We start from the raw sequence: 12652 nt of genomic DNA, 5'->3' as shown, positions 1-12652 counted from the left end.
GCGTTTCGTCGTCCGAGGACCACTCAATCGGAGGTGTCCGACGACGAGCGGCAGCGCCCACACTGGGACCGTGCCCGACCAGGAGAGCGTTCCGACGCCCGTCGCCGTGCTGCTGGTCTGCACCGGGAACATCTGCCGGTCGGCCGTCGGGGAGCGGCTGGGCCGCGCCTACCTGGGCGAGGTGCTCGGCCCGGCGGGAGCCGACGTGGACCTGGTCAGCGCGGGCACGCGGGCGGTCGTCGGTTCGCGGATGCACCCGGACAGCGCGCTGGTGCTCTCCGGGCTCGGCGGCGACGCCGAGGGATTCGTGGCCCGGCAGCTCGAGCCCTGGATGGTCGAGCAGGCCGACCTCGTCCTCACCCTGACCCGCGACCACCGCCGCGACGTGCTGGGCCTGGTGCCCCGGGCGCTGGCCCGCACGTTCACCCTGCGCGAGGCGGCGGACCTGCTGCGCGCGCTGGGGGACCGGCGACCGGGTGACGACGGCGACTTCGCCGAGCCGGCGCGGGCGCTGGTCGCCGCCCTGGCCGCGGCGCGCCCCGGCCGCAGCGGGGGCGACGGCGACGACATCGCCGACCCGATCGGCCGCCCACTCGAGCACCACCAGGAGGTCGGGCAGGCCGTCGCCGAGGCGCTGCTGCCCGTGCTGGCGGCCGTGGTGGCCCTGCACCCCGACGCGGCCGTCCCCGACGCCTCCGACCGGGCTGCCGCGCACGTCGACCGCGGCGCCTCCGGGACCGGCGCACGCCCCGACGCCCCGCAGGCCGGTCCGGCTCACGCGGCCGGCCGGTCCGCGCAGCCGGACGCCCGCCGGCACCTGGGTGTGCTCGGCCGCCGGCGGCGGGTCGGCTCGGGCTCCTAGCCGACGCCGGCGGCGCGCCGCCGGCCGCGCTCACTCGTCGCGACGGGCGGCGCCCGGTCGAGCGGGCTGCCAGACCGGTGCAACCGGGCGCCTGGGCACGACACGGGCAGAACGTGCCGAAAAGTTTCGCGGCGGCCTGTCGGGCGTTCTCGCAGGTCGGCCCGGAGAGGCGGCCGATCACTCGGACGGGTGACGCAGAAATTCACTCGAACGGGCTTGGCGTTATGTAACCGTGACGCTACCGTCTGTGCCGTGTCACGAAACGGTCACCGACAGTGGCGAAGCATCCGGTCCGCTCGCAGGCGCTACTCCCGCCGCCGGCTGACCCAGGTGCTGCTCGCGCTCATCGGGCTTCTTCCCATCACCTATCCGCTCACCCAGGGCTCGGAGACGGACGTCGTCGCCAGCCAGGGGTCCCAGACGGCCGCCGCCCCCGCCGCGCAGCGGCCGGCCAGCGCCACCCCGCCGGCTGAGGAGCCGCCGACCGGCACCGCCCAGGAGGAGCAGGCGGCCGGCGGCGCCCAGTCCCAGGCCAAGGCCGAGGCGCGGGCGCAGGACATCGCCCCGGTGGCGGGCTCCCGCTCCGGCACGAGCCCGAGCCCGACCGCCACGAAGACCCCCCAGCCGCCGGCGCCGGCGCCGGTGCCGGCGGCGCCTGCGCCGAAGCCGACGACCGCCCCGGCGCCCGCCCGCCCGGCCGCCGTGGCCCCCACCTCCGGCCCTCTGAGCTGGGCCCCGCCGGCCGGCTGGGAGAACTACCCGGTCACCAAGATCACCTCGACGACCTCCGTCACCACGGTGGGCGCCAAGGGCGGGGACGTCCGCATCGAGCTCGACCCGTCCCGCCCCGTCGGGCCGATCACCATCGCCAACTGCCGGAACGCCGTCATCATGGGCGGGCAGATCAACGTCCTGCCGACCGCGCGGATCGGCACCGACGACCAGCGCGCCATCTACGTGCACAAGTGCACCGGCACGGTGCACATCGAGGGCGTGCTCATCAACGGCAACGTCGCCGGCTCGCAGGCCGACGGCATCGCGGTGAACGCCCCCGAGGCGACCGTGCAGATCCAGAACGTCCGGATGGACGCCCTGCGCGGCACCTACACGGTGAACCACGCCGACGTCTTCCAGCCCTGGGGTGGGGTGAAGGAGTACCGGATCGACCGGCTCACCGGATCCACCAACTACCAGGGCATCCAGGTCCGGAAGGACCTCGGCGCCATCGGCAGGGGCACCATCCGGAACGCCAACGTCGGCAGCTCCGAGGTGAACCCGATCGAGCGCGGCGGGCAGTTCATCCGCATCGACTGCAACACCTACCCGCTGAGCCTCGAGGGCGTGTACATCAACCCGCGCTCCGGGCGTCCCATGGGCTACAGCGTGTGGCCGCAGACCGATGACAAGACCTGCCCCGCGACGATCACCAACGGCGTGGTCGACTGGCCGAAGATCGCGAACCTGACCGGCACCATCACCCAGGGCAAGCCCGCCAACGGTGACTTCGTCCCGGCCGGAACGGTCGGCATCGGGTACAGCTCTCCCGGCTACCGCTGAGCCGACGGGACGGGCGCCGCGCGGATGCGCGCGGCGCCCGTTCCCGCGTCCGGCGTCAGTAGGCGCCCCGGCCCCTGACGACGGCCCCGAGCGTCCGCCACAGGATCATCACGTCGAGCATCAGCGACCAGTTGTCCACGTAGTGGATGTCCAGCCGCACCGAGTCGTCCCACGACAGGTCCGACCGGCCGCTCACCTGCCACAGCCCGGTGAGACCCGGCTTCACCACCAGCCGGCGGTTCATCTCCACGCCGTACCGCTCCACCTCCGTCGGTAGGGGCGGGCGCGGACCGACCAGCGACATCTCCCCGCGCAGCACGTTGAGCAGCTGCGGCAGCTCGTCGACGGAGTACCGCCGCAGCACCCGCCCCACCCGGGTCACCCGCGGGTCCCGGCGCAGCTTGAACAGGACGCCGTTCCCGTCGTTCACTGCGGCGAGCCGGGGCACGAGCTGCTCGGCGTCGGGGTGCATGCTGCGGAACTTGAGCATCGGGAAGGTGCGGCCCTCGCGGCCCACCCGCTCCTGGCGGAACAGCACCGGCCCCGAGCTGTCGGCCTTCACGGCCACGGCGACGGCGACGAGCACCGGCAGCAGGAGCAGCAGGAGCAGGAACGCGCAGGTCCGGTCGAACGACTCCTTGGCCAGCAGGCGGAGGCCGCGCAGCTCCGGCCGCTCCATCTGCAGCAGGGACAGGCCGCACACCGGGCGCACCCGCACGCGCGGCCCGGCGACCTCCGAGACCGACGGCGCGAGCAGCAGGTCCGCGCGCGTCTTCTCCAGGTCCCAGCCCAGCCGGCGCAGCGCCGCGCCGTCCAGCTCCGGGCACGGCAGCACGGCCACCGTGTCCACCTCGTGCCGCGCGACCACGTCGACGACCTCGTCGAGCCCGCCGAGCACCGGCAGCCCGCCGGGGCCCTCGACGCCGCGGGAGCGCGTGGGCAGGCAGCAGCCGATCACCCGGTAGCCGTGGCTCACGTCGCGGTGCAGCTGCTCCTGCAGCGCCGCGACGCCGCCGCGGTGGCCGACCAGCAGCGCGGTCTGCTGGAACCGGCCGTGCACCCGCTGCCGGCGCAGCCACGTCCGGTGCGCCTGCCGGTGCGCCAGCGTGAGCACGGTCGCCAGCGGGATGGCGACGACGACGAAGCCGCGGGCCACCTCGAGCTTCAGCCCCCACGAGATCGTGCCCACCAGGGCCAGGAGCAGCGCCGCGGCGAAGAACACCCGGCGGAACTCCTCCGGCCCCTCCCAGAGGTACCGGCTCTCGTAGCTGCGGGCGAGCACCATCGCGAACAGCCAGATGGCGGGCAGCGCGACGGCGATGACCAGCGACGCGGTCGCGACCCCGGTGCCGGACGGCGAGTATCGGACCAGCAGGCCGCTGCCCGCGGCGACGGTCGCGCAGACGGCGTCCCACAGGACCAGCCGGCGGATGTAGGGGCCGCGCCACGCGCGTCGCGCGACGGTGCCCGCGCCGCGCAGCCGGTCGAGGCGCTGGCGGCGATCGGGGATCGCGGCTGCGGGGTGGGCGTGCTGGGACGGTATGGCTTCACTGGTCATCTGGCGGTTCCCTGTGTTTCCGACGGGGCGCCGCGCCGGTGGAGAGGGCGCGCGCCGCTCGTGGGGATGTCACGGACGATCCGGCGTGCCGATCCGGGGATCGGAGAGGTACGGGTGCGGAACGGCGCCCGTCAGGTGGGGCGGGCGCCCGGGTCGTCGGCACCGCCGACGACGGCACCGGCGACCCCGTGGACCCGGAGGGCCGACCCGGTCAGGGAGAGCGGGAGGGCCGGGTCGAGGACCGCGAGCCCGAAGTCGTGGTGGTCGGAGTGGCCGGCGGCGCAGCTCGTGCCGCCGGAGGCGGACGCCGAGGCGGGGCCGGCCGGCGCGGCCGGGGCCGGGGGCGGCATCGGCGCCACCGGGGGCGGCGGCGGGGCCGGGATGCCCGGGGTGGCCGTCCCCGTCGGAGCGGCGACCTGGGTGGCGGTGCCCGGGGCGACGGCGGGCGGGCTGCTGCGGGTGGCGGGCACCTCGGCCGCGGACCGGGTCAGCCCGACCCGCTGAGCGGTCGCCGGCGACGTGCCCGGTGCGGACTCGAGGACCGGCGTCGCAGCCGTCGCCGCCTCCGGATCCGTGGCGGCGGGCTCGGTGTCGGACGGCCCGGTGTCGGACGGCCCGGTGTCGGGATCGGTGGCGTCGGCGGGCTCGGCGTCGGCCGGCCCGGTGGCGGGATCGGTGGTCACGGGCGTGCCGGTGGCCGGCTCGGGCTCGGCGTCCTCGACCGGCGTGACCGGCTCGAGCTCGGCCGTGGCGGGCGCCGGGTCCGCGGCTCCGTCGGGCTGCCCCTCCGGGGCTCCGTCGGGCTGCCCCTCCGGGGCTCCGTCGGGCTGCCCCTCCGGGGCCACGACCGGCGGCGCGTCCACGTCGGGGCCCGGGTCGACGGGGTCGACCGGCGCCGGCTCGGCGGGGGATGCGTCCGGCTGCTCCGCGGGTGGTGCGCCCGGGTCGTGCGAAGGCGGTGCGCCCGGGTCGTGCGGAGGCGGTGCGCCCGGGTCGTGCGGAGGCGGTGCGCCCGGGTCGTGCGGAGGCGGCGGGTCGCCGTCGGCCGGGCCGGGCGGAACCCCGTCCGCGGGCGGGGGGAGGACCGGGTCCCCTCTCTGGGGGGCGCCGGGCTCCGCGGCCGGCCCCGCCGGGGGGTGCACGGCGGGCTCCGCCGGGGAGTCGACAGCGGGGCCGGGAGCCGGCTCGGCGCCGGACACCGCCTCGGGCGGCCGGGCCGGCGTCGCCACGGGGAGACCGTCGGGCGGGACCGGCACGGCCGCGTGCTCCTGGCCCTGAGCCGCCGCGGCGGACTGCGGGCTGTCGGCGTGCGCCACGGCGTCCGGCGCGGCGAGCCAGGCGCCGAGCAGCAGGGCGGCGGTGACGAGGGCGCGCAGCAGCCAGACCGACGGCGGGGAAGCGGCGTCGCCGGGCACGCCGGAGCCACGCGGCTCCGACGACGATCCCGTGCTCCGGCCGATGGACACCCAGCTCCTCCCTGCGGCGTTCCCCTGGTAGGCACTCGTTCCCTGGAGGCACCATGGGCGGGAGTCGCTACGGGGGCAACGGGCAGCCGGTACCTCATCGGTAAACTCTCGCGACCTGCGGCTTGGCCTCACTCTTCGTGTTCGGTGTGGTCGGATGGGTACCGGATCCGGCGGCCACCGGCCGGCGCCGGCGCGGCCCGCGGGGCTCACCCCGTCGAGGGGCAGGGTGCGGGCGGTACGGCCTTCTCCCGACTACCGTCCAAGCCGGCACGACGACCCGCCAGCGGGCGGCGTCCGGACGGGCACCCGCTCCGGCGGGATCGACGCGGAGGTTCGACAGGCGATGCGCATGCTCGTCACCGGCGGCGCAGGATTCATCGGCGCCAACTTCGTGCACCAGACGCTGCGCGAGCACCCCGAGTTCTCGGTCGTCGTCCTGGACGCGCTGACCTACGCGGGGAACGAGGCGTCGCTGGCCCCGGTCCGCGACGACATCGAGTTCGTGCACGGCTCGGTGGCCGACGCCGAGCTGGTCGACCGCCTGGTGGGCCGCAGCGACGTCGTCGTCCACTTCGCCGCCGAGAGCCACAACGACAACTCGCTGCGCGACCCGTCGCCGTTCCTGCAGACCAACATCGTCGGCACGTTCACGCTGCTGGAGGCGGTGCGCAAGCACGGCGTCCGCTACCACCACATCTCCACCGACGAGGTGTACGGCGACCTCGAGCTCGACGACCCGGCGAAGTTCACCCCGGAGACGCCGTACAACCCGAGCAGCCCGTACTCCTCGACGAAGGCCGGCTCGGACCTGCTGGTGCGCGCGTGGGTGCGGTCCTTCGGCATCCACGCCACGATCTCCAACTGCTCCAACAACTACGGGCCCTACCAGCACGTGGAGAAGTTCATCCCGCGGCAGGTCACCAACGTGCTCTCCGGCCTGCGGCCCAAGCTGTACGGCGCGGGGGAGAACGTCCGCGACTGGATCCACGTCGACGACCACAACTCCGCGGTGCACGCGATCCTCGACCGCGGCCGGTCGGGGGAGACCTACCTGATCGGCGCCGAGGGGGAGAAGAACAACCGCGAGGTGCTCGGCCTGATCCTCGAGCTCACCGGACAGCCGGCCGACGCCTTCGACTCGGTCACCGACCGCGTGGGCCACGACCTCCGCTACGCCATCGACGCCACCAAGCTGCGCACCGAGCTGGGGTGGACCCCCCGCTACACGGACTTCCGCGACGGGCTGGCCGCCACCATCGACTGGTACCGCGCGAACGAGGCATGGTGGCGCCCGCTCAAGGACGGCGTCGAGGCCACCTACGCGGCCCAGGGGCAGTGAACGCGGTCATCGTCGGGGCCGGGGGGCAGCTCGGCCGGGCGCTGCGCCGGGAGTTCCCCGACGCCCTCGCCCTGGACCGGGCCGGGCTCGACCTCGCCGACGCCGACGCCGTGCGGGCGTTCGACTGGACCGGGGTGGACGTCGTCCTCAACGCCGCCGGCTGGACCGCCGTGGACGCCGCCGAGGACCCGGCCAACGCCGGCGCCGTGCGCGCCGCGAACGTCGACGGCGTGGGCCGCCTGGCCGCCGCCGCGCAGGCGCACGGGTTCGCCCTCGTGCACCTCTCCAGCGAGTACGTCTTCGACGGCACCCACCCGGGGCCGATCCCCGAGGACCTGCCGCCGTCGCCGCTGAGCGCGTACGGGCGGAGCAAGGCCGACGGCGACGCGCTGGCCACCGCGATCGAGCGGCACTGGCTGGTGCGCACCACCTGGGTGGTGGGGGACGGCGGGAACTTCGTGCGCACGATGGCCGCCCTCGCCGACCGCGGGGTCTGCCCGGCCGTGGTCGACGACCAGATCGGCCGGCTCACCTCCACCGCCGACCTCGCCGCCGGCATCCGCCACCTGGTGGACAGCGGCGCGCCGCACGGCACCTACAACCTCACCGGCAGCGGCGAGCCGGGGTGCTGGGCCGACGTCGCCGCGGCGGTCTTCACCGCGCGCGGCCGCAGCGCCGACGACGTGAGCCGGGTCAGCACCGCCGAGTACTTCGCCGGCCGGACGGGCCTCGCGCCGCGTCCGCTCAACAGCGTGCTCGACCTGGCGAGGATCGAGGCGACGGGGTACCGCCCCCGCGACTGGCGCGAGGCGCTGCGGCGCTACCTCACCCACCTCAGCTGACCCGTGCGCCCGGAGCGCACCGACACGTGAGACGGACCGGTCAAGTTCCGCCGCGCGGGTGCCGATGATCTGCGCGTGTGGTGGGTCTGGGTCGTCGGCGGGTTGGTCGTCTGGGTGGTCGTCGCCGCCGTCTTCGGGGTGCTCCTCGGCCGGTCGATCCGCGAGGCCGACCGCCGCGCGGCGGCCACGGGCGACCTCGGGCGGCTGCTGCCCGAGGAGGCCCCTGCGCCGGTGCTCGCGCCCGCGCGCGCCCGCCGCCGCGCCGTCCCGCTGCCCCCGGTGGGCGTCGGCCTCGCGGCCGCCGCGGTGGCGCTCATGGCCACCGGCTTCCTGCTCCGCCTGAACGGGGCCACCGGCACCGCCGCCCAGGTCTTCTCCATGGACGCACCGCTCTCGCTGCCCCGCCTGTTCGTGGCCGGGCTGTTCGCGGTCGCGGCGCTGGCCGCCGTCGCCGGCGCCGCGCTCAACCCCGGCCGCCGCACCTGGTGGCTCGCCGTCGGGCTGGTCGCGGCGGCCATCGCCTCGGTCAAGGCGGGGGGCACCGTGCACGCCGATGCGATGGCGGCCCTGGTCTCCGCGGCCGGTCGGCCCGCGGCCATCGCGATCAGCGCGGTCGCCGCCGTAGCCGTCGTCGGCGCCCTGTTCTTCCTCAGCCGCACCGAGCGCCGCGACCGGCGCCGGGTCCTCGGCAGCCTGGCCGGCTACGCCGTCGCCTCCGTCGGGCTGGGGGCGCTGACCTCCGTCGTCCCCGGGTCGCTCGCCGTGACCGCGACGTTCGTCGAGGAGGCGGGCGAGGCGCTGGGCGGCGTCGCCTTCCTCATGGCGGCGCTCATCGGGGTGGCGCCGCGCCTGGTGCTGCCGGCGGACTGGGCGCTGCGTCGATCGGACGATGCGCACTCCCTCGAGCTGGCGCACCCCCTCGACCGGGCGCAGCCCGGCGTCCGGCCGGCCGGCGACCCGACCCCCTGACGCCCCGGTTCAGAACCCGGCGCGCACCACGCCGCACCGGCAGCGGTACAGCGTCGCGCTGCTGAACGGGTCCTCGCCCACCCGGCGGAACCAGTGCACGTGCGGCCCCCGCCCGCGGTCCGATCCGGCCGCGTGGGGCCGCCCCGGGCGCGCGTGGTCGGCCGTCTCGGTCAGCAACGGGCCCAGCACGACCTCTCTCCGATCCGGGCGCGACGCCCACCCTGACGCACGCCCGGAGCGGCGCCGTCGAGGCCAGCGCAGTACCCCGCGCGAGCCGGGGCAAGGCGCGACGCCGGTGGTTTCCCCTCGTCCCCGCAGGTGCGGGCGTGTCGCTCACCGGGGGTGTGCGGGGCAGCGCCCGTGGTCGCCGCTGGAGTCAGCTCCCGGCGCCGGTCCAGGCGAGCAGCTCCTCCGCGGTGCGCGTGTTGATCACCCGCTCCAGCGGCACGCCGCACTCGACCGCGCGCTCGCAGCCGTTGTACTGCCAGTCGAGCTGGCCGGGCGCGTGCGCATCGGTGTCGATGGCGAACTCGCAGCCGAGCTCGACGGCCAGGCCGAGCAGCCGCCGGGGCGGGTCGAGCCGCTCGGGACGGGAGTTGATCTCCACGGCGGTGCCGTGCTCGACGCAGGCGCCGAACACCGCCTCGGCGTCGAAGTCGCTCTCCGGCCGCGGCCGCTGGGTGCCGTTGCGCTGCTTCCGGCCGATGACCAGCCGACCGGTGCAGTGCCCGAGCACGTCGGTGTGCGGGTTCGCGACGGCGGCGAGCATGCGGTCGGTCATCGCGCGCCGGTCGGCCCGCAGGTCGGAGTGCACGCTGGCGACGACGACGTCGAGCCGGCCGAGCAGCTCGTCGGTCTGGTCGAGGCTGCCGTCGACGTTGATGTCGCACTCGATGCCGGTGAGGATCCGGAACGGCGCGAGCTCCTCGTTCAGCTCCGCCACGACGTCGAGCTGCTGCTCGAGGCGCTGCGGGGAGAGTCCGTTGGCCACCGTGAGCCGGGGGGAGTGGTCGGTGAGCGCCAGGTACTCGTGGCCCAGCGCCCTCGCCGCCTCGGCCATCTCCCGGATGGGGCTGCCGCCGTCGGACCAGTCGGAGTGCGCGTGCAGGTCGCCGCGCAGCGCGGCCCGGAAGGCGGCGACGTCGTCGGCGGCCGGCTGCTGGTCGGCGTAGGCCTGCTCGAGCGTCGCCAGGTACTCGGGCACCTCGCCGCCGTGCGCCTGGGCTATGGCCGTCGCCGTCTTCGGGCCGATGCCCTTGAGGTCCTTCAGGGTGCCGGTGCGGATCCGGCGGTCCAGCTCGGCCCCGTCGAGGCCGTCGACCACCGCCGCGGCGGTGCGGTAGGCGCCGACGCGGTAGCTGGCCTCGCGGGCGCGCTCCAGGAGGAAGGCGATCCTCCGGAGCGCGGCCGCGGGCGGGAGCGGGGTGCTCAGCTGAGCACCTTGAGGGCTCCCTTGCCGGTCTTCTTGCCGGTCTTGCGGGAGGCCTTCTTCTGCGCCTTGATCGCGCGCTTCGACGCCTTCTCGTAGTTCTTCTCGGTGACGTCGGCGGCCCGCTTGGCGGCCCGCCTGGCGCGGTAGCCCACCGACGGCCTGCCCTCGGTGTCGACGGCGGCGAGCAGCAGCCCGCCCAGGATCCCGGTGTTCTTGAGGAAGTTCGAGATCTGGCCGAACTGCTCCGTCGGGTCGTCGTGCTCCCAGAAGCGGTGGCCGGCCAGCGTGGTCGGCACGATGGAGGCCGACAGCACCAGAGCGGTGACGCGCGGGAACTTGTTGAGGGCGAACAGCGAGCCGGCGGCGACCTTGATGGCGGCGTCGGCCTTCACCCACTGCTCGACGTCCCTGGGCACCTGGACGGGCAGCTGCTTGTCGGCGGTCTCGGCGAGCTTCTCCACCACGGGGGTGGCGCCCGGCACGCGGTCCTGCGGCTTGCGCAGCGTGCTGATCCCCCCGTAGATGAAGGGCGCGGCGAGCAGGGGCCGGGCGATCCGGCGTACGAGCATGGTGACCTCTTTCCTCGATGCCACTGGGCAGTCGCAGCGTGCACTGCCCGGAAGATCCACCGGGCAATCACCGGCCGCAACTCGGGCGGCCGGCGCCCCTCGGCACCGTCGGTCGGAAGAGGCTCAGAGACCGGGGCGTACGTCCCCGCACCGGCAGGCGTAGACGGTGCCGTACGGGCTGTCGCCGGCCCACCGGAACAGGTGGACGTGCCGCCGCATCGCCCGCCGCACCGGCGTGGTCAGGAGAGTCATGCCGCATGCGTAGCAGGCGGGAGTGACGCGCTCGTGAACGCGTGGGGACGGTCCGGCCTCCGGTCGGTGCGGACCGGGGTCAGCCCGTCGACCGCTCGCGCTGCCAGGCGTCGACGGCCGCGCCGATCGCGACGCCCAGCCCCAGGCCCACGCCGACGTTCTCGAAGAGCAGCTGCCCGAGGCCGGCGCCCAGGGCCAGGCCCATCGCCAGCCCGCTGCCCTCCTGCCAGTGCCGCTTCCGGGGCTCAGGGGTTTCTGCCATGGCCGGGACCGTATCGGTTCCCCGGCGGCCCGGCCGCTGTTCGCCGCCGGGCCTCTCCGGGAGGGGCTGACCCGCGGCTCCACTAGCGTGTGCCGCCATGACGCGGGGGCGGATCGTCCTGCTGGTCGGCGGGCTGCTCGTGGCCGCGCTGGTCGCCTCGCTCGCCTTTCCGCACGGTCCGACGCGACGCCTGCTGTCGGCGGTGGCGCACTACGAGTGCGTGCTCTCCCCGGCCGATGCCGGCGCAGCGGGTGGCGCGGTCGCCCTGGGCGACTCCATCACCGCCGGGGACCACTTCGAAGCGCTCGACATCGGCGCGGACACCTCCTGGTTCGACGTGCTCGCCTGCCGCGACGACTCGCCGGTCACCTACCTCGGCAACCACGGCGTGCCGGGGGAGGAGAGCGGCGAGATCCTCGCCCGGGTCGACGCGGCGCTCGCCCGGGAGCCGGGACGGGTGTTCGTCCTGGCCGGGACCAACGACGTGCGGGAGGGGCGCACCTCCGGCTCGCTGGACGACCTGACCGCGATCGCGACGGCGATCCGCGCCGCCGGCGCCGAGCCGCTGTTCGCGACGCTGCCGCCCAGCGACGCCTTCCCCGCCGAGACGGCGGCCTTCAACGAGGAGCTCCTGGCCTGGGCCGGCCGGGAGGAGGTGGAGCTGCTGGACTTCTGGACGCCGCTCGCCGACGAGGACGGCACCTTCGCCGAGGGCATGAGCACCGACGGCACGCACCCGTCCGCGGAGGGCGCGGCCGTCCTGGCCGACGTCGCCGCGGCCGCCCTCGGCTGACCGCCTGGCGGGCAGCCGGTCAGCGGCGGCCGATCCGGGCCAGCGCCCACAGCGCGCAACGCCGGCAGATGAAGACCCCGGGCGTCGCGCCCAGCTCGTGGACGGAGGAGCGGGGTAGGTCCCGCGCGCAGCAGCCGCACCGCGCGCCGGCGGCCGCGTCGGCGGACCAGCTCCGGGGCGGTGCCACCCGGCGACCGTAGCGCTGCCCGTTCCCCGCGGTCAGACCTTCCGGCGGGCGCGGTAGGCGGCGACGGTCGACCGGCTGGCGCAGGTGTTGGAGCAGTACCGGCGGCTGGCGTTGCGGGAGGTGTCGACGTAGACGTCGTCGCAGCCCTCGGCCGAGCAGGCGCCCAGGCGCTGCCACCCGTGCTGCACGACCACCTGCGACAGGCCCATGGCGACCGTCGTCGTCAGCTGCTCCAGCGCGGGGGAGTCGGGGCGGGCGTAGTGCAGGTGCAGCTCGCCGTCGTGGTCGGTCGCGTAGGGGCGCGGCCGGGCCAGCGCCAGCAGCTCGTTGAGCCGGGTGAGGACGTCGGGCTGCGACTCCGCCAGTGCGACCTCGCGCACCAGCCGCCCCGTCGCCGCCGCCTTCTGGGCATCGGCGGGGGAGAGCTCGAGCGAGGTGCCCGGCGTGAACCACTCGTCGTGGGCGGCCAGGAAGCGCGCCACGCCGTCGTCGGGCTCCAGGTCGGCGTTGGCCAGGGCGATGGCCAGCTCGACCGCGGTCGACCCGTAGGTGTCGTAGTCCAAT

At 75.6% G+C, this 12652-nt stretch carries 15 protein-coding genes; 6 read left to right on the top strand and 9 right to left on the bottom strand.

Translation table 11 applies throughout. The annotated features are described in order from the left end of the window. Positions 1-70: 70 nt before the first annotated feature. Together BD833_RS12420 and BD833_RS12415 are read left to right on the top strand one after the other, a co-directional pair. Positions 71-862, top strand: a complete 792-nt coding sequence (locus BD833_RS12420; protein ID WP_208092624.1) for an arsenate reductase/protein-tyrosine-phosphatase family protein — start codon at positions 71-73, stop codon at positions 860-862. A 252-nt stretch (positions 863-1114) separates the two neighbouring features. After that, positions 1115-2419, top strand: coding sequence for a hypothetical protein (locus BD833_RS12415; RefSeq protein ID WP_166533448.1), 1305 nt, complete (start codon positions 1115-1117; stop codon positions 2417-2419). A gap of 55 nt (positions 2420-2474) precedes the next feature. Here the strand turns inward: BD833_RS12415 and BD833_RS12410 are convergent, their stop codons facing one another. Together BD833_RS12410 and BD833_RS22720 are read right to left on the bottom strand one after the other, a co-directional pair. Then, complete coding sequence (locus tag BD833_RS12410; protein WP_166533447.1) at positions 2475-3977, bottom strand: sugar transferase; 1503 nt, start codon at positions 3975-3977, stop codon at positions 2475-2477. Between the two features lie 131 nt (positions 3978-4108). After that, positions 4109-5443, bottom strand: a complete 1335-nt coding sequence (locus BD833_RS22720) for a hypothetical protein (RefSeq protein ID WP_208092623.1) — start codon at positions 5441-5443, stop codon at positions 4109-4111. Between the two features lie 343 nt (positions 5444-5786). Here BD833_RS22720 and rfbB point away from each other — a divergent pair, with 343 nt between their 5' ends. The 3 genes from rfbB (at position 5787) to BD833_RS12390 (ending at position 8593) form a co-directional block, all read left to right on the top strand. Then, complete coding sequence (rfbB, locus tag BD833_RS12400) at positions 5787-6782, top strand: dTDP-glucose 4,6-dehydratase (RefSeq protein ID WP_166533446.1); 996 nt, start codon at positions 5787-5789, stop codon at positions 6780-6782. Further along, the gene (locus BD833_RS12395) at positions 6779-7624 is read left to right on the top strand and encodes an SDR family oxidoreductase (RefSeq protein WP_166533445.1); all 846 of its coding nucleotides are present in this window, start codon (positions 6779-6781) and stop codon (positions 7622-7624) included. The genes rfbB and BD833_RS12395 overlap by 4 nt, the downstream gene beginning before the upstream one ends. A gap of 75 nt (positions 7625-7699) precedes the next feature. Next, a complete protein-coding gene (locus BD833_RS12390) occupies positions 7700-8593 on the top strand; it encodes a hypothetical protein (RefSeq protein ID WP_166533444.1) in 894 nt (297 codons plus the stop codon). Between the two features lie 9 nt (positions 8594-8602). Here the strand turns inward: BD833_RS12390 and BD833_RS12385 are convergent, their stop codons facing one another. The 5 genes from BD833_RS12385 to BD833_RS12370 all read right to left on the bottom strand — a co-directional run bounded on the left by BD833_RS12385 (position 8603) and on the right by BD833_RS12370 (position 11108). After that, positions 8603-8782 (bottom strand): hypothetical protein, encoded by a 180-nt coding sequence (locus tag BD833_RS12385; protein ID WP_166533354.1) that lies wholly within the window; start codon positions 8780-8782, stop codon positions 8603-8605. Between the two features lie 187 nt (positions 8783-8969). Next, on the bottom strand, positions 8970-10025 hold the full coding sequence (locus tag BD833_RS12380) for a PHP domain-containing protein (RefSeq protein WP_166533541.1): 1056 nt from the start codon (positions 10023-10025) through the stop codon (positions 8970-8972). Next, positions 10022-10594, bottom strand: coding sequence for a DoxX family protein (locus tag BD833_RS12375; protein ID WP_208092622.1), 573 nt, complete (start codon positions 10592-10594; stop codon positions 10022-10024). Before BD833_RS12375 ends, BD833_RS12380 begins: the two co-directional genes overlap by 4 nt. A 123-nt stretch (positions 10595-10717) precedes the next feature. Continuing rightward, positions 10718-10846, bottom strand: coding sequence for a hypothetical protein (locus tag BD833_RS23255; RefSeq protein ID WP_279536017.1), 129 nt, complete (start codon positions 10844-10846; stop codon positions 10718-10720). 79 nt (positions 10847-10925) lie between these two features. Then, the gene (locus BD833_RS12370) at positions 10926-11108 is read right to left on the bottom strand and encodes a glycine zipper domain-containing protein (RefSeq protein WP_166533443.1); all 183 of its coding nucleotides are present in this window, start codon (positions 11106-11108) and stop codon (positions 10926-10928) included. A gap of 97 nt (positions 11109-11205) precedes the next feature. Here BD833_RS12370 and BD833_RS12365 point away from each other — a divergent pair, with 97 nt between their 5' ends. Further along, positions 11206-11901: an SGNH/GDSL hydrolase family protein gene (locus BD833_RS12365; protein WP_166533442.1), complete on the top strand. Its 696-nt coding sequence runs from the start codon at positions 11206-11208 to the stop codon at positions 11899-11901. Between the two features lie 19 nt (positions 11902-11920). On the opposite strand, the gene BD833_RS12360 is transcribed toward BD833_RS12365, so the two are convergent. After that, positions 11921-12088 (bottom strand): hypothetical protein, encoded by a 168-nt coding sequence (locus BD833_RS12360; protein WP_166533441.1) that lies wholly within the window; start codon positions 12086-12088, stop codon positions 11921-11923. Between the two features lie 32 nt (positions 12089-12120). Beyond that, positions 12121-12651, bottom strand: a complete 531-nt coding sequence (locus tag BD833_RS12355) for a CGNR zinc finger domain-containing protein (protein WP_166533440.1) — start codon at positions 12649-12651, stop codon at positions 12121-12123. Between the last annotated feature and the right edge of the window lies 1 nt (position 12652).

This window comes from Blastococcus xanthinilyticus, assembly GCF_008124835.1.
In the GTDB taxonomy this organism is placed as follows: Bacteria; Actinomycetota; Actinomycetes; order Mycobacteriales; family Geodermatophilaceae; genus Blastococcus; species Blastococcus xanthinilyticus.
This window is presented reverse-complemented; position numbering and strand designations above follow the sequence as displayed.

Bases quoted from the DNA above. Each gene is read 5' to 3' on its own strand.
- BD833_RS12410 (WP_166533447.1), bottom strand. From the start codon at position 3,977: ATGACCAGTGAAGCCATACCGTCCCAGCACGCCCACCCCGCAGCCGCG.
- rfbB (WP_166533446.1), top strand. From the start codon at position 5,787: ATGCGCATGCTCGTCACCGGCGGCGCAGGATTCATCGGCGCCAACTTC.
- BD833_RS12375 (WP_208092622.1), bottom strand. From the start codon at position 10,594: ATGCTCGTACGCCGGATCGCCCGGCCCCTGCTCGCCGCGCCCTTCATC.
- BD833_RS23255 (WP_279536017.1), bottom strand. From the start codon at position 10,846: ATGACTCTCCTGACCACGCCGGTGCGGCGGGCGATGCGGCGGCACGTC.
- BD833_RS12370 (WP_166533443.1), bottom strand. From the start codon at position 11,108: ATGGCAGAAACCCCTGAGCCCCGGAAGCGGCACTGGCAGGAGGGCAGC.
- BD833_RS12365 (WP_166533442.1), top strand. From the start codon at position 11,206: ATGACGCGGGGGCGGATCGTCCTGCTGGTCGGCGGGCTGCTCGTGGCC.